Here is a 19413-nt window from a genome sequence, read left to right as displayed (position 1 = left end):
TTCTGGTCACGGCCCCTCCTCGCCCCGGTGAAGGTCCAGGGTTCCCGGCACCCGCAGCACGAGTTCGTCCTCGACACCGGACGGTCGTACCTGCCCGGTGGTGGAGTGCGCCGGAGCGGATCCGGGACGGGCCGGAGCCGAGTCGGCGTACGGGGTGGCGGCGGGCAGGCGCTGGCCGGTGCCGTACCCGCCGGCCGGCCCGAACAGCACCGGCAGGTACGCGTCGACGTAGGCACAGAGCACGTGCGCCGAGACCAGGTGCAACTCCTGTACGACCTGGCTGTCCTGCGACGGCACCGCAAGGACCTCGGTGCAGGCGTCGGCGAGCGGGTTCGGGGTCGGGCCGGTGAACGCCCAGCACCGCATCCCGAGTTCCCGGCCGGCGCGCGCCGCCCGGACCAGGTTCGCGCTGCGGCCACTCGTGGAGAGCAGCAGCAGGATGTCTCCGGATCGCCCGTGTGCCCGTACCTGCCGGGCGAAGACCTCGTCGAAGCCGTAGTCGTTGCCGATCGCGGTCAGCGACGAGGTCTCGGCGCAGAGCGCGATCGCGGACAACGGTGCCCGGTCGTCGCACAACTTGCCGACCAGTTCGGCCGCCAGGTGCTGTGCCTCGGCCGCGCTGCCGCCGTTGCCGGCGACCAGCAGCCGGCCGCCCCCGGCGAGCAGTCGGGCCAGTTCGTCGCCCCAGCGGTCGAGCCGACCCGCCTCCGTCCGGTACGGCAGCAGCGCGGAGGCGAGTCCGGCGAGGTGGCTGTCCAGCACGTCCGTCGATCCGGTCATCAGGCGACCACCCCGCTCGGCCGTCGTACCTCGCTGACTGTCGCGTAGACGGCGGCGATCTGGTCGGCGGTACGGGTCCACGAGTACCACCGCCGGGCCCGGTCGAGGGCCGCACCGGCGTACGCGAACCGGCGTACCCGGTCGGCCAGCAGGTCCCGGACGGCGGTGCCCAGCGCGGTGGGATCGCGGGGCGGCACCAGGTCGCCGGTGCTGCCGTCCACCACCGTGTCGGTGAGCCCGCCGACCGCGGTGCCGATCACCGGCACTCCGCACGCCATCGCCTCCAGTGGGGTGAGCCCGAACGGTTCGTACCAGGGAGCGGCGACGAGCACGTCGGCGGAGCGGTACCAGTAGGGCATCTCCTCGCGCGGCACGGCGCCGATCAGCCGTACTCGGTCGGCCACCCCGACCTCCTCGGCCAGCGCCCGTAGCCGTCGCACCTGTGGGTCGTCGTCGACCTCGCCGGCCGGCGGTCCGCCGACCACCACGCACTCGGCGTCCGGGATCATCGGCATGGCCCGGATCAGGTCCTGGTAGCCCTTGCGCTCCACCAGCCGGCCCACGGTCAGGATCCGGGGCCGACCCGGTACCCGGGGCACGGCCGGGCCGTCGGGTGAGAAGGTCTCGTCGTTGACCCCGGACGGGATCACCGTCATCCGGGACTGGGGCACACCCATCCGGACCAGTTCCCGGACCTCGTCCTGACTCTGCGCGATGACCCGGTCCACGGCCCGGCCCAGGGCCCGTTCGTAGCCGACCCGGCGGGCCGGGCTGGTGTCCATCGCGCCCTGGTGCCGCCGCTTGACGGTGCCCAGCGCGTGGTAGGTCTGCACGACCGGAATTCCGGTCTGCCGACCGGCGGCGATCCCGGCCAGCCCGCTCATCCAGAAGTGCGCGTGGGCCACGTCGGGCACCCAGCCGTCGCCGCGCCACTGTGCGACCAGCCACCGGCTGAAGTCCTTCATGTACGGCAACATCTCGTCCTTGGCGATCGGCTCCGGCGGCCCGGCGGGTACGTGCACCACCTCGACGCCGTCGCGCATCCGTACCGCCGTCGGCCCGGCCGAGTTGTCCCGCCGGGTGTAGACCCGGACGTCGTGTCCGGCATCGGCGAGTGCGGCGGAGAGTTCGGCCACGTGGGTGTTCTGGCCACCGGCGTCCTCGCCGCCGAGCACGGCGAGCGGGCTGGCGTGCTCGGAGATCATCGCGACGCGCATAGTTCCTCCTCCAGCAACCGATCCCAGTCCGTCAGGAACCGATCCAGGCCGTAGCGGGCCTGCGCCGCCTCGCGGGCCCGGGCACCGAGCCGGCGGGCCGTCGCCGGCTCCTCGAGAAGCCGTCGGGCGGCATCGGTCAGGGTGTCGATCCGGGTGGACAGCGCCCCGGCGTCCGGCGGTACGGCCGCGACGGCCTCGGTCGCGGCGAGCACGACCACCGGCATGCCCATTGCCATCGCCTCGATCAGGCTCAGCCCCAGCGAGGTCCACCGGCACAGGTGCAGGTACGCCCGCCGCCGCCCGATCTCCGCCTGCATCCGGCTCTGCGGCAGGTCGTCGTAGACGGTCATCCGGTCGGCCGGCAGTCCCAGCCGGTCCGGCAGCCCGGCCACACCCATCCCGAAGACGTCGAGCGGAGCGATCTCGGCGAACCGGGGCAACAGATCGGTCCCGGTCACCCGCCACCGGCGGACCGGCTCGTTGACCACCACCGCGAGCCGATCCAGTTCGCCGGTGTAGTGCGCGGTCGGTGCCACGATTCCGTGCTCTACCACGGCCGTCCGGGTCCCGCCGGTGTCCCAGTACAGCGCGTTGAAGTGTGTGACGTGTGCGATCAGCAGATCGTCGCGGTCCGCCATCGGGTGCCGGCTGTTCGGCACGTCCCCCTGTTTCGGCGTGTTGTGCTCGACGAAGATCGCCGGTACGTCCCCGCCGACCCGCCGGCCCAGCCACTCGGACGCGAGGTCGAGTTCCTCGGGCCGTTGCAGGATCACCAGGTCGACGTCCGCGTCGGCCAGCTTCTCCGGGGACACCTCGTCGACGGTGTCCGGCCACTGGTAGGTGCGTGCCCGCCCCAGCCCGTACGGGCCGCGGTCCGGGGTCACCGGGACGAGGTACCGGTGCTTGCCGTGCACGAATGCGGTGGTCCATGATCCGTGCACGTGCCAGAGCAGGATGTTCACGGTCGGACCTCCCGGACGTCGGACCGGGTCGGCCCGACGGGTACCACCAGGCCGCCCGAGGTGCCGCTGCCGGTCAGAGCCGGGGTCGAGTGACCAGCGGCAGAAGCTGCGGCAGAAGTAGGAGCAGGACCAGCGGCAGAAGCAGCGGCGGGACCAGCGGCAGAAGCAGGAGCAGGACCAGCGCCGGAAGTAGGAGCAGGACCAGCGGCGGGTGCGCCGCGACGGAGCAACCGGACCGCCTCGACCACCTGACGCGGATCGATCTCGGACAGGCACGGATGATCGGGCACCGGACAGGCGCTGGCCCGGCTGTCCCGGCAGCCGGCGTCGGCGTCGCCGAGGCGTACGGTGGGCACCCGGTACGGCCCCCATTGTCCGAACGGGACCGTCGGGGCGAAGAGGCTGACCACCGGGATGCCCAGTGCGGCGGCCAGGTGTGCCGGGCCGGTGTTGCCGACCACCAGACAGCCGGCCCGCGCGATGATCCCGGCCAGCCCGGTCAGCGAGGTCTGCCCGCCGAGGTCGATTCCGGTACGGCCGGCGACCTGCGCGGTCAACGCCCCCTCGCCGGGTCCGCCGGTGACCACCACCCGGTGCCCGGCGGCGGCCAGTGCCCGGACGAAATCCGCGCAAAGTTCGGGTGGGCAGGCCCGGGCCGGCACCGACGAGCCGGGATGCACCACCACGTAGCCCGGCTCGGGCAGTTCGTCGCCGGCCGGCTCGGCGTACGGTCCGCCGGCTCGGACGACTGGCGGAGCGTCGGCCCGCCGCAGCCGGAGCACCGGCTCGTCGCCGAAAGGTAGCTGGAATCCCGCCGCCGCGGCGAGCGACAGCGCCCGCTCGGTCTCCGGGATACCGGGTGGTACCCGGTGCCGTACGTCGAGCAGCGATCCGGGATAGTCGTCGCTGATCGCCGAGATCCGCCCCACTCCGGCCATCCTCAGCACCAGCGCGAGCGGCAGTGCGGACTGGTGGAACGAGGTGAACAGCACGGCCTCGTCCGCGCCGACTCCGGCCAGTCGAGCCGTCAACCGGTCCACTTCGGCCCGGTCGATCCGGTCCGGTTGTGGGTCGATCCAGGGCAGCCGCCACTCGATCAGTTCGTCGATGCCGGGCAGCAGTTCGGCGGCGGCCCGGCCACGCGGTCCGCAGAGCATCACCACCCGGTCCGCCCCGGCCGCCACCGCCCGGATCGCCGGGCCGGTGACCAGCACGTCCCCGGCCGAATCCGGTCGGGCGACGAGCACACAGCGGGGGCGCCCCCGTGGGACGTCCCCGGGTCGAGCGGTGTCGGCCAATCGGTGACGGTGGAGGATCAGGTCGACCGCGTCCAGTAGAGTTCCGGCGACCGCCGGTGCCGCCGCCACCTCGTCGGCCCGGGTGACGGGCGTGGGGACAAGTATTCCGCTGGCCCCGGCCGCGCCGGCCGCCGTCATGTCGGTACCGATGTCGCCGACCACGATGCACCGGGTGGGATCGGTACGCAGCGCCCGGGCCGCGTCCCGGATCAGTCCGGGAGCGGGCTTGCGGCAACGGCACGACTCCGCGCCGGGGTCCGGCTCCGCGTGCGGACACACCTGCCAGGTGTCGAACGGACCCAGGATCTCGTCGACCCGGGCGTTGACCCGGGCCAGATCGGCGGCGGTGAACCGGCCGCGTGCGATGCCGGACTGGTTGGTCACCACACCCAGGCGCAGGCCGGCGGCCCGGAGCCGGTCCAGGGCCTCTGCCGCGCCCGGCATGGCGCAGACCCGGGCCGGGTCACCGTTGTACGGCACGTCGTACACCAGGGTGCCGTCCCGGTCGAAGAGCACCGCGTCGAACAGACCGGGTCTGGCCCACACCCCGGCCGGGCCACCGTGCGGTGCCCCTGACCTGCACTGATGCGGGTCGACCTGGTCGTTTCGCACGGCGGGCGGGTTCCCTGGAGCAGGAGGAGTAAACATCACCTCCGCCCGGCGGACGGGCACGGCGGGTACGCCCGGCGTCACCCACCGAACGGCGCTTCCGCCCGCGACACCGGATCCTCGTCCTCATACCCCGGGCCCGTCCCGATATCCGGCCGATCCCGGTGCTCCCGTGCAGCTCCGGGGCGCTGCGCCAACGCTGGTGGATCGATGGAGGAGGCCGTTGTGGCGTGCCGTCCGAGGTGACGGCTGGTTTGCACCGTTCGGCCCGTGTTGTGGCCCGCGCTCTACGTCAAGTTACGCTTTGCCCCTGACCGCTGTCGGCCAACCGAGGATGCCCCGATGATCGAACCCGTACAGCTGCCCTCCCCCTGGCGGGACGCTCGCCTGACCGTCGTCGTTCCGACCTACAACGAAGCGGGGAACATTCCGGTGCTGGTCGAGCGGCTGCTCGCCCTGCCGCTGCCCGGGCTGAGCATCCTGATCGCCGACGACAACTCACCGGACGGCACCGGCGAGATCGCGGACAAACTGGCAATCGAGCACCCGGACCGGATCCAGGTCGTACACCGACCGGGCAAGGAAGGGCTCGGGCGGGCGTACGTCGACGGCATAAGCCGGGCGCTGGACAGCGGGGCGGAGTACGTCGCACAGATGGACGCCGACCTGTCCCACCCGCCCGAGGCGCTGCCCGGCATGCTCGGCTCGTTGCTGTCCACCCGGGCCGGTGTCGTGATCGGCTCCCGATACGTACCCGGCGGACAGCTCGACGAGGCGTGGCCGTTCTACCGGCGCGCGCTCAGCGGGTGGGCGAACTTCTACGTCCACACGCTGCTCCAGGTGCGGATCCGGGACCTGACCGCCGGTTTCAAGATCTGGCGTGCCGACGCCCTCCACGACATCGGCCTGGAGCGGGTCCAGTCCAACGGATACAGCTTCCAGGTCGAGATGCACTACCTCGCCACCAAGCTCGGGCACACCATCCTGGAGGTGCCGATCCGGTTCCAGGAACGCCTGGAGGGCGACTCGAAGATGACCACGGCCACCAAGATCGAAAGCGCGCTGATGCCCTTCAAGCTGCGCGGCCGGCACCGCAACATCACCCGGACGGACGGCAGGTCGGCGACGTTGCGGGGCGGCCCGACCAACCCGGCGGCCATCCCGGCTCACCCGGCGACCACCCCGACCGACCCGGCGACCACCCCGGCCGACCCGGCAGCGACCAGCCCGGCCGACGCCCTGACCACCCCGGCCGACCCGGCGACCACCCGGCCCGACACGGCAGCGACCGCGGTCCCGGATGCCGCGCCGCCGGTCACGGCGGAAGCCCCGACGGTCACCGAAGAATCCGCCACAGTCACGCCGCCGGCCTCCGCACTCGCCGAGGCAACCGCGACCGCTCCCTCGATCGAGGCGACGACGAAGGAGACCCCGGACGCCGCTCCCTCGATCGAGGCGACGACGAAGGAGACCCCGGACGCTCCGGAGCGCCCGACCGCGGGCAAGAAGGCCCCGGAGAACAAGTCCGGCGCGGCGGACCGGACGACCGTGCCGGCGAGCCGGACGACCAAGCGCCGCCCCAAGGTGCCGAAGGAGTCGGCGAGCTGACAGAGGTGTTAGGAAGGGCCCCTTCTTATGCAAAAAGCGATAAGAAGGGGCCCTTCCTTACATTCAGGAGTAGATGGCGCGGTGGGCTGCTGCCAGGGCGGCGGCGTACGCCCGGCCCGTGAGGGCCCGGTCCCGGGCCAGTGCGGCCCGTGCGGCATTCGCTCCGGGCCCGCCGTGCACCCCACCGCCGGGATGCGCCGACGAGCTGGCCAGGAACAGCCGGTCGACCGGCGTGTCCGCCCGGCCGAGACCGGGCACCGGGCGCAGAAAGAGCTGTTGGTACGCGGCGGACGTGCCCCCGCCGAGCGCCCCGCCGACCAGGCTCGGATTGCCGGCCGCCAGCTCGCCCGGCCCGGCCACGTGTCGACCCCGGACGAGCTTGCCGAAGCCGGGCGCCGCCTGTTCGAGGACCGCCTCCACCGCCTCGACCCGCTCGCCGATCTCCTCCGCCGACCAGTGCCGGCGGAACGGCAGATGGGTGTACGCCCAGAGTGACTCCGTACCGGCCGGCGACCGGCTCGGGTCCGCCACACTGAGCTGCCCGGCCAGCACGAACGGTTCGGCGGGCAGTTCGCCCCGGTGCAGCGCCGAGGCGTACCGGCTGAGTCCGTCCAGGTCGGCACCAAGATGGACCGTGCCGGCGCCGGCCACCTCGGGATTCCGCCACGGCACCGGGCCGGCCAGTGCCCAGTCCACTTTGACCGTGGAGCCGTCCCAGCGGAAGTGCGCCAGATCCTCCACCAGCCGGGTGGGCAGCCGGGCGGCACCGACCAGGTCCAGGAAGAGTGCCGGGGCCGGTACGTCGGCCAGCACCGCGCGACGGGCCCGCCACAGTAGGCCGTCCGTCGAGCGGGCACCCATCGCCCGGTTCCGGGCGACCAGTATCCGATCGACCGGGGTGCGGTAGTGGATCCGTCCGCCGCGCTCCCGTAGCCGGGCGACCAGGGCGTCTGTGATGCGTTGTGCGCCGCCGACCGGTACCGGCCAGCCGACCTGCTGGCCCAGCATCGCCAGCAGCCAGCCGTACACCCCGGAGCCCGCCTCGTCCGGGGACAGGTCGGTGTGCAGTGCGCAGCCCGCCATCAGGGCGGTGGCGCCCGAGCCGGCGAACATCTCGGCACCCAGTCTGCGGATCGGCAGGACCAGGCGACGGCCCATCCGCAGCGTTCCCGCGGTACGCAGCCGGCGGGCCAGGGCGAGTCCGCCGCGTACCGGTGGAAAGGGCGTGAACAGCGCGTCGAGCAGGGGGTCGGAGATCTGCCGCCATTCGTCGTACGCGCTCAGCCAACGCTGGCCGTCGCCGGCCCCGAACCGCTCGACGGAGGCTGCGGTCACCTCCGGATCGCGGTGCAGCAGCACGGCCCGATCGTCCGGAAACAGGTGGGCCAGTACGTCCGGCGCGTGCCGCCAGGCCAGTCCGTAGCCGTCCAACTCCAGCCCACGCAACACCGGCGAGGCGTATCCGAGCGGGTAGAAGGCGCTGTACAGGTCGCTGAGGTAGCCGGGCGCGGTCACCTCGGCCGACCGCACGGCACCACCGGGATCGGCGGTCGCCTCCAGGACCAGTACGTCCCATCCGGCGTCCGCGAGCAGGTTCGCCGCGACCAGCCCGTTGTGTCCCGCGCCGACGACGACCGCGTCGGCGGTGTCCCCGACGGTCACCATCCGTGCACCCTATCGGGTCCATCGGTTGACCGCCGATGGTCCAGGCAGTGCTCCGCCCTGGGGCACGATCGGTAGCCCACCTGTCCTCCGGGGGGTAGGCGGCCGTGGCAGGCCCGGACCATCACCGGGCAGGACGGCATCACCATCATCAGGTCGGACGGCACAGGTTTCAGTGGCGCGGAGAATCCGTTATTCGCCGGTGAAAGCGTGAAACGGGATAGTTTGGCCGGCCCTGTCCCGGGCAAACTGCCCTTCATGTACCAGATCCAGCAACTGATCGGCGGGGTGTGGGGCGCGGACGGCGACGCGGGGCGGCTGACCGTGCTCGACCCGGTCGACGGCACACCCGTCAGCGAGGCGCCGGTGGCCACCGAGGCGGAGGTCGGTGCGGCGGTCAAGGCGGCCCGGTCGGCGGCACCCGGCTGGGCCCGGACCGCACCGGCGGAGCGGGCGGCGGCACTGCGCCGCATGGCGGACGCGATCGAGGCGGTCGCCGACCAGCTCGCCGAGGCCCAGACCGCCGAGCTGGGACGACCTCTGGCGCTCGCCCGGGGCGGGGTCGAGGCCGGCGTGTCGACCCTGCGCCAGTACGCCGAACTGGGTCCGGTACGCGGCGGCCGGAGTCTCGCCGGTGACGCCGGGGCGATCGATCTGATGGTGCCCCAGCCACGGGGAATCGTCGCGGTCATCACGCCGTGGAACGATCCGGTGGCGGTCTCCTGCGGCCTGCTCGGTGCCGCCCTGGTGACCGGCAACGCGGTCGTCTACAAGCCGAGCGAGCGGAGCCCGGCCTGCGGTTTCCTGCTCGCCCGACTGCTCGACGAGCACCTGCCGTCCGGAGTCCTGTCGATGCTGACCGGGGACGGCGGGGTGGGTGCCATCCTGGCCGGCCAGGATGTCGACGTCGTCGCCCACGTCGGCTCGACCGCCACCGGTCGTTCCATCGCCGCCGCCTGCGCCCGGACCGGCGCCAAGGCGCTGTTGGAGAACGGCGGCAGCGATCCACTGATCGTGGACGGCGACGTCGACCCGCGTTGGGCCGCCGAGCAGGCCGCGATCGGCGCGTTCGCGAACTCCGGGCAACTCTGCGTGTCGGTGGAGCGGATCTACGTCCTCCGGCCCATCGCCACCCGGTTCCTCAGTGCGCTGGTGCAGTCCGCCGGCGCCATGCGGGTCGGGCCGGGCCGGGATCCGCGTACCGAGATGGGACCGCTGGTCGACCGGCGGCACCGGGACCACGTGGACAACCAGGTTCGGGCGGCCGTGGCGGACGGCGCGTCGGTCCTGCTCGGCGGGGCGGTCCCCGACGGGCCGGGCGCCTTCTACCCACCGACCGTGCTCGGCGAGTGCACCGACCAGATGCTGGTGATGCGGGAGGAGACCTTCGGACCGGTGGCCCCGGTGATGGTCGTGGAGTCGTTCGACGAGGCTCTCTCCCGGGCGTCGAACTCCCGGTACGGCCTGGCGGCAACCGTACTGACCGCCTCGATGAGCAACGCACAACGCGCCTGGCGGGAGCTGCCGGTCGGAACCGTGAAGATCAACGCGGTCTTCGGAGGCGCGCCCGGCGGTGCGGCCGAGCCGCGCGGGGGTAGCGGCCAGGGCTTCGGGTACGGCCCGGAGCTGCTGGACGAGCTGACCGTCACCAAGGCGGTGCACATCGGCGCGCCGGGCGGTGAGTCCGGACGGTGGTGAGTGCGACACGGTGGTGAGTCGACCGCCGACACCGCTCCGCCCGACCCGCCGCCCCGGATCACCGCCGGTTTCGGCCCTTCTCCCGGACCCGACTCTCGCCGGTGCTCCGGGCGTTCGCCTTCTGGATCGCGCCGACGAGTTCGGCCTTGGTCATCCGGGACCGGCCCCGCACGTTCAACCGCTTCGCCACGTCGAGCAGGTGCTCCTTGGGTGCGTTGGCGTCCACCCCACCGGCGGTCGGTGCGCGGCGTGCCGGCCCACCCCCGGCGGCCTGGGCGTCACTCGGGCCCTTCCGGCCCTTCGGCTCCCAGTGGTCGCCGACCTTCTCGAACGAGTGCTTGAGCGCGGCGAACGCCGTCCGGTGCGATCGCTGTCCCTCGCCGTACGTCTCGACCGCCGAGTCATGGGTCTTCGCCCACGTGTCCTGGGCCTTCTCCGGCGAGCGTCGCAGCGTGCTCGGCAGAACCTCGCGTCCGGGCATGACTCTTCCTCCCCTGCCATCGGTGCTGCCTGAAGTGGTGTGGTTTCCCGGCCCACCGACGGCAAACCCGGCACCCACCCGTGGGCGGCCGCGCCGCCCGGTGTCGGCGTTTGTCCGGTTCCCGCCCGGGGTACGGGGCACCGCAACTCCAGCCGAACCGAGGGATCCGTACGACGCCGGAGGCGCGAGTCGGGCGTCACCCCGGCACGCACAGACATCATCCGGCTGACACGCCGCCGACGAGGGAGCCATCATGGCGTCGACCACGGATCCGGCCCCCGGGGTACGCGACCGCGACCACCGGTTCCCCGGCCACCTGCGACAACTGCACTGGTCGACCTGGCGTGGTGTGCTGTTCCGGAGCGTGCGGAACTTCGTGTCGGACAACTGCGCCGACTGGGCCGCCGCGCTGACCTATTACGGGGTGCTGGCGCTGTTTCCGTCCGCGATCGTGATCGTCGCGCTGGTCGGCCTCGTCTCGAACGGCGAGCAGACCATCGACACGATCGCCGGGCTGGCGAAGGACGTCGGGGCCGGTTCGGTGGTGGCCAACGACACGGTGCTCACCGTACTTCGGGACGTCGTCGCGGGTCAGGAGTCGGCGAAGGCCCTGCTGAGCTTCGGTCTGCTGGCGGCACTCTGGTCGGCCTCCGGCTACGTCGGCGCGTTCACCCGGGCCTCCAACGCGATCTACGGGGTGGCGGAGGGGCGGCCGTTCTACCGGCTGCGTCCGCTGCAACTGGGCCTGTCCGCGATCGCGTTGGTCCTGCTCGCGGTGGTGGCCACCGGGCTCATCATCAGCGGTCCGGTCACCGACGCCGTCGGCAACGCGCTGGACATCGGCGACGCTCCACGGACCGCCTGGAGCGTGGCGAAGTGGCCCGTCCTGGTGGCGATCATGATGCTGCTGCTCTCGCTGCTGTTCTGGATCGCGCCAAACGTGCAGCAGCCCCGGTTCCGCTGGTTGACCGTCGGCGGCACGGTCGCCCTGGTCTCCTGGGCCGTCGTGTCCTTCGGTTTCGGGTTCTACGTGTCCCGGTTCAGCTCGTACGACGTGACCTACGGCAGCCTGGGTGCGGTCATCGCGTTCCTGATCTGGCTGTACCTGTCGAACTGCGCCGTGATGCTCGGTGTCGAGATCAACGCCGAGTTGCAGCGTGGTCGTGCCCTTCAGGGCGGTGCCGACTCCCCGGTGCAGCCGGCGCTGCCGCCGAAGTCACCCACCGACTCCTGATTGCGTCGGATGGCCCGTCGAGCCCGACCTGCTGGGCACGGTGCGCGGCACCGGAGACCGGTTTAGGCCGATCCCCGTCGGGTAGCGCAATAGGCATGGAACGAGGCAACAGTAAGCACGGCCCGCGTCTCGACGAGGAGATGGACCGGGAGGTGAGGGGCACGGTGCACGGCACCGCCGGAGGGCGGGCCGAGGAGTGGCGTGAACTGGAACCGTCCGGCGAGGACCAGCCCGCCTCGACCAGGGCGCCCAGCCACGACACCCGGTCGGGGGCGCCGCAGGGCATGACCTCCGAGGAGGTCGAGCAGCGTAGTCGGCTGGGCCGCTTCATCCCGTTGTCGGCGCTGCCGGGCGACCGGGAGAGCCTGCGCCGCAGTGCGGCGGGAAACGAGGCTCCGGACGAGGTGCTGGCCCAACTGGACCAACTGCCCCCGGGTACCCAGTTCCAGACCGTGTCCGAGGTGTGGGCCGCCCTCGGACACGCGAACGAGACCCAACGCTGGTGACGCGAAACCGACTCGCCAGAGGAATGGCCGTGGAAGCGGAGCGGTCGGACGAGAAGGAGGATGTCAGATGAGTGGCGTGACCAAGTCTGTTGATGTTGCGGTGCCGATCCGGACCGCATACGACCAGTGGACCCAGTTCGAGGAGTTCCCGCATTTCATGGAGGGCGTCTCGGAGGTCCGGCAGATCTCGGACACGATGACCCACTGGAAGGTCGAGGTCGGCGGAGTCAACCGCGAGTTCGACGCGAAGATCACCGAACAGTTGCCCGACGAGCGGGTGGCCTGGACGTCCACCGACGGCACCCGGCAGGCCGGGGTCGTGACGTTCCACCGGCTCGACGAGAATCACACCCGGGTCACCGCGCAGATGGAGTTCGAGCCGCACGGGATCGCCGAGAAGGCCGGCGACAAGCTGGGGCTGGTGGACCGGAGGATCTCCGGCGACCTGACCCGGTTCAAGGAGTTCATCGAACGGCGCGGTAGCGAGAGCGGCGCCTGGCGCGGCACGGTGGACCGGCCCCAGCCGTAGTCCCGTCCCGCGAAGCGAACCAGACCCTGCGGTGGCCGCCGGAAGAATTCCTCCGGCGGCCACCGCCGTTCGGTTCGCCGGCACCGTTCGGCGTTTGCCGGTCCGCCGTGCGGGTAGGGGCAGGTACATGACCGACAACGACAGGCACGTCTGGCGGGACGAGGAGCGGTTGCCGCTACGCGATCTGGAGCGGGCGATGTCCAGTTCGACCCCTGACGGGCAGGTCGACGACGTGACCGGTAACGATGCGGGTGCGGAGTCGGCGTTCGGCCACGGGCCGGAGGCGGCCGAGGAGGACGTGGCCAGCAGCGCTCGGGCGGCCGAGGATCGCGCCAGCCAGGCCACGGACGACCAGCGCCAGTACCGGCCGTCGACCACCGGCCGGTCGGGACCACACTGATCCCCCACGCCGCCGGGCAGGTCCCGTCGGCCGTCGCCGCCCCGCAGACCTGGTCAGCCGGTCGTCCCGGCCGGTTGACCAGGTCGTTCCGGCACTGGACCTGAGCGGGGCCGGTTGGACGCCCAGTAGAGCGCCAGCATGGCCAGCGACGCCACCACCAGGGCGGGTCCGAGCGCCGCGACCGAGGTACGGCCGATCAGCACTCCGAGCGCGGCCGGTAGCAGCGCTCCGCCCAACCCCGCCGCACCGATCTGCACCCCGATCGCACGGTCGGCATGCTGCTGGCCCACCCGCTCGGCCGTGGTGAGGGTGAGCAGCGGAAAGACCGCGGCCGCACCGAACCCGATGATGGCGAGGCCGAGCACCGCCAGCCAGGCCGGTCCCGGCACGGCGACGAGGGCCGAACCGGCGGCCATCCCGAGCATGCTGCCCAGCAGCACCGACCGGGTGCCCAGCCGATTGGCGAAGAGGCCCTGCACGACCCGCCCCACGAAGAGGCTGCCCCAGTAGAGCGACACGCCCAGGCCCGCCGCGGTCGCGCTCATCCCCCGGTTCTCGGTGAGCAGCAGGAACGCCCAGAGCCCGGCAGCAACCTCGATCGCGACGTAGACCGCGAAGGTCAGCGCGCCGAACCACACCGCCGGCAGCGCCAGGGTGGCCCTGATCCGTACCGGACCGGCCGGTGGGACGGGAACGCCGGGAACGCCGGGAACATCGGGAACCCCGGGATCGCCGGAAACGTCGGTCGGAGTCGGACCGTCCGGGACCGCCCGGTGCTGCGCCCAGTTCCGGGCGGTGAGGACGAAGGCCAGCGCCAGTACGGCCTGCGCGGCGGCGACGATGCCGTACCCCCAGCGCCAGGCCAGGCCGGCACCGAGGGCCGTGGTCATGATCAGCGGCCCGATGGCGACGCCGAGCCCGAAACAGGCGTGCAGCCAGTTCATGTGGCGCGGACCGAACGCTCCGGCGGCGTACGCGTTGAGCCCCGCGTCGATGGCACCGGAGCCGAGTCCCAACAGCAGCGCGCAGCCGACCATCAGGGGCAGGCCCGGCGAGCCGGCGTAGCCGGTGAGCGCGAGGCTTGCCAGCGCGGTACTGCCGGCCAGCAGCCAACCGACGCCGAGCCGGGCGATGGTGAAGCCGGCGACGACACTGGAGACCAGGTAGCCGACGGTGCCCGAGGTGAGCAGCAGCCCGACGGCCTCGGTCGAGACCGTGAAGTCCGACCGGATCGACGGCCAGCCGACGCCCAGTAGACCGTCGGGAAGGCCGAGACTGACGAAGGCCAGGTAGGCGAGGACCAGCAGGGAGGTCCGGGTGGTACCGGGAGTGGTGGCGGCGGGGGTGGTGGACACGCTGATCGATCATGCCGGAGCGGCCGTCGGGTTTCCACCGGGATGCGGACCGGTGGCGGCAGAGATGGATCAAGCGGACAGGTCACCCACAAATCGTCCGAACGGGCGACGGCGGTCGGCGCCACCGTCAGGGCAGAATTTCGGGATGCATCAGGCTCCTGGTTTTCTCTCGACGCGGCATCGCCGGCTCGCCTGGCTCGGCTTCGTGCTCACCGCGCTCCAGGCTCCCGTCTCCGCCCGGCTGGTCGACGACGGTTCCTGGCTGTTCAGCCTCTGCGTCGCCCTGATGGTCGCCACGGTGATCCTGGCCGACGACGCGTTGCGGCGTCGCCCGGCCGACGCCAGCTCGGTCGAGTAGGCACCCGGGCGACCACCGGGCCCCACCGAGCCCGACCGAGCCCGACCGAGCCCGCCAGCCCGGGCGCTGACCAGTGCCGCAGCCCAACGGCAGTTCTTCCGATCCGGTCCAGCGGCTCCTCCGACATGGTCCAGCGGGCGGATTCTGCGGTTCCGGTTAGGCTGCTGACATGCCAGGCACGGTCGGGCGGATCCCCGCTCTCCCCTCCGCCGTGGCCGGAGCGATGCCGACCGCCGATCCGACGGTCGCGCCTCCGGCCGGCCTTCGCTGGCTGGACACCCCGCTCGGTGCCCCGGAGCACTGGGATCCCGCCGTACGGGCGGTCGTCGACCTGGTGCTCTCCGCCCCGGTTGCGATGGCCCTGGCGTACGGCGACGAACTGGCGCTGATCTACAACGACGGCTTCGCCGAACTCATCGCGGCCAAGCATCCGGGCGCGTTCGGCCGACCCGCGGCCGAGGTGTTCCACGAGGTGTGGCACGTGCCGGGCGTCGGCGACGTGCTCGAACGGGTCTACCGGACCGGCGAGGCCTTCCTGGCGAAGGAGGCCCCGCTGCCGATCGTCCGGGAGGAGCCCGGGCTGTCGGAGCAGTCGGTCTTCACCCGGGGCTACTCCGCCATCCGGGACTCGGTCGGCCAGACCATCGGCGTACTCACCGTGACCGCCGAGACGACCCAGGTCACCCAGCGGTTGCAGAACCTCAGCGAGCTGGCGTCGGCACTGTCCGGCACGCTCACCCTCGACGACGTCGCCCGGGTCGCGCTGCGCAGCGCCGTGTCGACGTTCGGCGCCGACCAGGCCGAGTTCGGCGTGGACGACGGCGCCGGCTGGCGGGTGGTCCGGCGGCTCCGCGGCGAAGTGCTGGACGAGGCCGACGAACGCCTTCCCCCGTTGTGGCGTCGGCACGACGCGGGTTCCAGCGCGCCGCTGGTGCGCACGGCCGACAGCGGTACCCCGATGTTCGCCAGCGACGGTCAGCCGCTGCTGCACAACGCGGTCGACCGCCACGACGAGAAGATCCGCGCGCTGGCCGCGTTCCCACTGCGTACGCCGTCGCTGCGGGGCGGGCTCGCGGTCGCGTACCGGCAGCCGCACCGCTGGCCGCCTCCGGAACGCGCCCTGTTGACCGCGTCCGCGGAACTGGTGGCCCAGGCCGCCGAGCGGGCCCGGCGGTTCGAGACGCAGCACGGCACGGCGCAACTGCTCCAGCGCAGCATGTTGCCGGAGCACCTGCCCGACCTGCCACTGCTACGGATCGCCGCCCGCTACGACGCGGGCGTCGACGGCAACGCGGCAGGTGGCGACTTCTACGACGCGTTCGCGCTCCCGGACGGTCGGCTGGCCGTGGTTCTCGGCGACGTCGCCGGGCACGACGTACAGGCCGCCGCCCTGATGGGGCAGGTACGCGCGGCGCTGCGGGCGCTCGCGCTGAGCGACCCCGATCCGACGCAGGTGCTGGCCGGGTTGGACCGGCTGGTGACGAGCCTGAGCGCGGAGGCGCACAGCGACGAACTCTTCGTCACAGTGGTCTACGGACTGATCGAGCCGGGGGGCGAGCGGCTGACGATCGCCAGTGCCGGTCATCCCCCGCCACTGATCCGGCGCGGTTCCCCTGGTCAGCCGGCCGCCGTCCGGTACGTCGACGTGCCGCCGGGCGTGCCGCTCGGGCTCGACGGGCCGCGGGCGACTGTCACCGTGGACTTTCCGCCGGGCGACACCCTGCTGCTGTTCAGCGACGGGGTCGTGGAGCGCCGGCAGCGGAGCCTGAGCGAAGGATTCGACCTCCTCGCCACCGCCGTGGCCGGTGCGGCCACCGGTGATCCCCGTACCCTCTGCGCGCTGGCCACCGGCGCGGTTCCGGGCAGCACCGAGGACGACGTCGCGGTGCTCGCCGTCGAGCACGCCACCACCCCCAGCCGGTCGGCGAGCATGGAGGTTCCGGCGGAACCGACCGCGCCCGGCCGGGTACGGCACTGGATGAGCGCCCAACTGACCCTCTGGGCGGTGCCCGAGCAGGTGGTCAGCGGGGCGGTGCTCTGCACGAGCGAGTTGACCACCAACGCGCTGCTGCACGCCGGCACCGCCGCCCGGGTGGAGATCGACCTCAGCCCGGAGCGGTTGCTGGTCTCGGTCGCCGACAGCGGTACCCGGGGCGCGGTGACCCGGACCCGGACCGAGAAACTCAGCAGCCGGGGTCGCGGGCTGGGGCTGATCGAGCAACTCAGCGACGCCTGGGGCACCGATCCGACGGTCCGCGGCTCCACGGTCTGGTTCGAGATGCTGATCCCATCCGGGTCGACGGAATCGGACTGACCGCCGCGCGCCGCTGACCTGGGTCGGGATGCACGATCGGGCCGGGGCGGCCGGCGCGACACCGGGGTCGCCCAGCACCTGTTCCGGCGCCGGAGGCGTGCGAACCGGCCCGGCAGGGAAAGGGTGGCGGCGTGGATCTCTCCGCTACCGCGTACGCGTTGATCGGGTTCGGCGCTCTGCTCGCCGGCATCCTCCCCCGGGTGCTGGAGCGTCGGCCGCTCTCCATGCCGATCGCCTTCCTCGGCCTCGGCATGCTCGTGTTCCTGCTGCCGCTCGGTCTGCCGGAACCGGATCCACTGCGCCATGCCGAGATCGCCACCCAACTCACCGAGATCGGGGTGATCGTGGCGCTGATGGGCGCCGGCCTCAAGATCGACCGCCCGCTCGGCCGTCGCCGGTGGTCATCGGCCTGGCGGCTGCTGGCCATCGCCATGCCGCTCTGCATCGCCGTGGTCGCGGTCCTGGGCTGGTGGTGGATGAGCCTGGTGCCGGCCGCCGCACTGCTGCTGGCCGCCGCGCTGGCACCGACCGACCCGGTGCTCGCCGCCGACGTGCAGGTCGGCGAGCCGACCGACGTCGAGGATTCCGAGGACGAGGTGCGGTTCGCCCTGACCGCCGAGGCGGGACTCAACGACGGGCTCGCCTTCCCCTTCGTCTACGCCGCCATCGCCATCGCCGCGGTGGGCCTGGCGCCCGGGAACTGGCTGGGCGAGTGGCTGAGCATCGACGTCGGCTACCGGATCGTGGTCGGGGTGGCCGGCGGCCTGCTGGTGGGATGGCTGCTCGGCAAGCTCTTCTTCCGGGCCCGGTCGGAACACCTGCGGCTGGCCCGGCATTCGGAGGGCTTCCTCGCGCTGGCCGCCACCTTCCTGTCGTTCGGCCTGGTCGAACTGGTCGGCGGGTACGGCTTCATCGCCGTCTTCGTGACGGCTCGGGCGATCCGGGCGGCGGAGCGGTCGCACGAGTACCACCAGGTGCTGCACAACTTCGCCGAGCAGGTCGAACGGCTGCTCACCGTGTTGTTGCTGCTGCTCCTCGGCGGCGCGGTGGTCACCGGGCTGCTCGCCCCGCTGACCTGGCCGGCGGTGGCGGTGGCCCTGGCTCTGGTCTTCGTCGTACGTCCACTGACCGGCTGGCTGTCGCTGCTCGGTACCCCGGGCCGGCCCGCCGAGCGCTGGGTGATCGCCCTGTTCGGCATCCGCGGCGTCGGGACGTTCTACTACCTGGCGTACGCCACCACGCACGCCTCCTTCCCCGGAACCGAGTTGCTGTGGGCGACGGCCGGTCTGGCGGTGATCGTCTCCGTGGTCGTGCACGGGGTGGCGGCGACGCCGGTGATGCAACTCCTCGACGGCGAGGCCCCGGGAAGTTCCGACGACTCCGCCGGGGCGCGGGTGCCCCGGGCCCGCCGTGCACCCGCGGCGGCTCGGGAGTGAGACCCGGCCGGGAGCGCCCGGGTCACAGGTACATGTGCAGCCGGACGGCGGTGGAGGTGTCGTCGGTGTGCACCTGCACCAGGTCACACAGGTAGTTCAGCAGGAGCAGGCCCCGACCGCTGTCGCTGACCGGCGACGGCGGGATCCGGCCGGCCAGCCGGTCGGTGAGCACGCTGGATCCGGTGATCTCGCAGACCACGCCCTCCTCGTCGAGCCAGGCCCGCACCATCGCCGGCCGCCCGGAGTGCAGGACGGCGTTGGTGGCGATCTCGTTCGCCGCGACCCGCAGGTCCTCGACCCGGTCGGTCGACAGTCCGGCCCGCCGGGCCAGCGCGGCGACCATCGCGCGTATCTCGGAGAGTCCCGAGGCGTCGAAGAACAGCGTGGCGGCGGAGGGCTCCGGTGCGGGAAACGGCAGGTTCAGGGCGTCGACGACGTTCTCGGGGTGGCCGTAGCCGGCGCTGGGCTGCCGGTCGCCGGCCCTGACGAGATAGGGATGGGTGCTCGCGGCATCGGCGATGGCGTCGACGTCCAACCGGGTCGAGTCGTACGGACAGAGGATGCTGACCGGCCGGTCGGCGAGGGCGATGTTGATCAGAGCCTCGTGCTGTACGCACCGGGGATAGGCGGTTGCCGACCGGCCCGGCCAGATCGGCTCCCCGACGATGCGTACCCGGGCCCGGCCGTTCTCGGCGACGAAGGCGTGCAGGACGCCCGGAATGATCCACCCGGGGTTGCGACCGTCCCGGGCCATGTCGACGAACCGCAGGTCGGTGCTGCTGGCATGGAGGGCCGTCCGGAGCAGGTCCAGCCGGGTCCCGGGCACCGCGATCAGCACCGGCTCGTCGGCGGCGAGTCCGGTTTCGACGAAGGTGCGGATGCCGGTCACGTAGTCGTCGTCGTCCCGGTAGAAGAGCGCGTCGTGGCGCAGCGACCCCGCGTCCGGCCCCGTGTCCGACTCGAATG

At 72.3% G+C, this 19413-nt stretch carries 15 protein-coding genes and 2 pseudogenes; 9 read left to right on the top strand and 8 right to left on the bottom strand.

The features are described 5' to 3' along the window. Positions 1-6: 6 nt before the first annotated feature. The 4 genes and pseudogenes from I0C86_RS08635 to I0C86_RS08620 form a co-directional block, all read right to left on the bottom strand. A complete protein-coding gene (locus tag I0C86_RS08635) occupies positions 7-780 on the bottom strand; it encodes a D-sedoheptulose-7-phosphate isomerase (RefSeq protein ID WP_196200693.1) in 774 nt (257 codons plus the stop codon). After that, the gene (locus I0C86_RS08630; protein ID WP_196200692.1) at positions 780-1997 is read right to left on the bottom strand and encodes a glycosyltransferase; all 1218 of its coding nucleotides are present in this window, start codon (positions 1995-1997) and stop codon (positions 780-782) included. The genes I0C86_RS08635 and I0C86_RS08630 overlap by 1 nt, the downstream gene beginning before the upstream one ends. Then, complete coding sequence (locus I0C86_RS08625; protein ID WP_196200691.1) at positions 1982-2959, bottom strand: glycosyltransferase; 978 nt, start codon at positions 2957-2959, stop codon at positions 1982-1984. The genes I0C86_RS08630 and I0C86_RS08625 overlap by 16 nt, the downstream gene beginning before the upstream one ends. Before the next feature lie 179 nt (positions 2960-3138). After that, positions 3139-4869: pseudogene (locus tag I0C86_RS08620) on the bottom strand (HAD-IIIA family hydrolase); the annotation flags it as partial. A 339-nt stretch (positions 4870-5208) separates the two neighbouring features. Here I0C86_RS08620 and I0C86_RS08615 point away from each other — a divergent pair. Then, positions 5209-5973, top strand: a pseudogene (locus tag I0C86_RS08615) (polyprenol monophosphomannose synthase); the annotation flags it as partial. A 564-nt stretch (positions 5974-6537) separates the two neighbouring features. Here I0C86_RS08615 and I0C86_RS08610 read toward each other — a convergent pair. Further along, on the bottom strand, positions 6538-8139 hold the full coding sequence (locus tag I0C86_RS08610; protein WP_196200689.1) for a phytoene desaturase family protein: 1602 nt from the start codon (positions 8137-8139) through the stop codon (positions 6538-6540). A gap of 255 nt (positions 8140-8394) precedes the next feature. Here I0C86_RS08610 and I0C86_RS08605 point away from each other — a divergent pair, with 255 nt between their 5' ends. Further along, positions 8395-9834, top strand: coding sequence for an aldehyde dehydrogenase family protein (locus tag I0C86_RS08605; protein WP_196200688.1), 1440 nt, complete (start codon positions 8395-8397; stop codon positions 9832-9834). 58 nt (positions 9835-9892) lie between these two features. On the opposite strand, the gene I0C86_RS08600 is transcribed toward I0C86_RS08605, so the two are convergent. Beyond that, positions 9893-10315: a ChaB family protein gene (locus I0C86_RS08600; protein ID WP_196200687.1), complete on the bottom strand. Its 423-nt coding sequence runs from the start codon at positions 10313-10315 to the stop codon at positions 9893-9895. Positions 10316-10568: 253 nt separating this feature from the next. Between I0C86_RS08600 and I0C86_RS08595 the strand changes: the two genes are divergently transcribed. The 4 genes from I0C86_RS08595 to I0C86_RS08580 all read left to right on the top strand — a co-directional run bounded on the left by I0C86_RS08595 (position 10569) and on the right by I0C86_RS08580 (position 12984). Beyond that, entirely contained in the window at positions 10569-11549 is a 981-nt protein-coding gene (locus I0C86_RS08595; RefSeq protein ID WP_196200686.1) for a YihY/virulence factor BrkB family protein, read from the top strand. Between the two features lie 95 nt (positions 11550-11644). Next, on the top strand, positions 11645-12055 hold the full coding sequence (locus I0C86_RS08590; RefSeq protein WP_196200685.1) for a DUF2795 domain-containing protein: 411 nt from the start codon (positions 11645-11647) through the stop codon (positions 12053-12055). Between the two features lie 67 nt (positions 12056-12122). After that, entirely contained in the window at positions 12123-12584 is a 462-nt protein-coding gene (locus I0C86_RS08585; RefSeq protein ID WP_196200684.1) for an SRPBCC family protein, read from the top strand. A 127-nt stretch (positions 12585-12711) separates the two neighbouring features. Further along, positions 12712-12984 carry a hypothetical protein gene (locus I0C86_RS08580; protein ID WP_196200683.1) on the top strand — a complete coding sequence of 91 codons (273 nt, stop codon included), beginning with the start codon at positions 12712-12714 and terminating at the stop codon, positions 12982-12984. A gap of 53 nt (positions 12985-13037) precedes the next feature. Here the strand turns inward: I0C86_RS08580 and I0C86_RS08575 are convergent, their stop codons facing one another. Next, positions 13038-14339: an MFS transporter gene (locus tag I0C86_RS08575; RefSeq protein WP_196200682.1), complete on the bottom strand. Its 1302-nt coding sequence runs from the start codon at positions 14337-14339 to the stop codon at positions 13038-13040. 145 nt (positions 14340-14484) lie between these two features. Between I0C86_RS08575 and I0C86_RS08570 the strand changes: the two genes are divergently transcribed. The 3 genes from I0C86_RS08570 (at position 14485) to I0C86_RS08560 (ending at position 18447) form a co-directional block, all read left to right on the top strand. After that, positions 14485-14697: a hypothetical protein gene (locus I0C86_RS08570; RefSeq protein WP_196200681.1), complete on the top strand. Its 213-nt coding sequence runs from the start codon at positions 14485-14487 to the stop codon at positions 14695-14697. Between the two features lie 169 nt (positions 14698-14866). After that, the gene (locus tag I0C86_RS08565; RefSeq protein ID WP_196200680.1) at positions 14867-17011 is read left to right on the top strand and encodes an ATP-binding SpoIIE family protein phosphatase; all 2145 of its coding nucleotides are present in this window, start codon (positions 14867-14869) and stop codon (positions 17009-17011) included. Positions 17012-17142: 131 nt separating this feature from the next. Beyond that, a complete protein-coding gene (locus I0C86_RS08560; protein ID WP_196200679.1) occupies positions 17143-18447 on the top strand; it encodes a cation:proton antiporter in 1305 nt (434 codons plus the stop codon). A 22-nt stretch (positions 18448-18469) separates the two neighbouring features. Here the strand turns inward: I0C86_RS08560 and I0C86_RS08555 are convergent. Then, positions 18470-19413, bottom strand: a 944-nt coding sequence (locus I0C86_RS08555) for a sensor histidine kinase (protein WP_230393805.1), incomplete at its 5' end; no start/stop codon positions are given.

It is taken from the genome of Plantactinospora alkalitolerans (assembly GCF_015690345.1).
Classification (GTDB): Bacteria; Actinomycetota; Actinomycetes; order Mycobacteriales; family Micromonosporaceae; genus Plantactinospora; species Plantactinospora alkalitolerans.
This window is presented reverse-complemented; position numbering and strand designations above follow the sequence as displayed.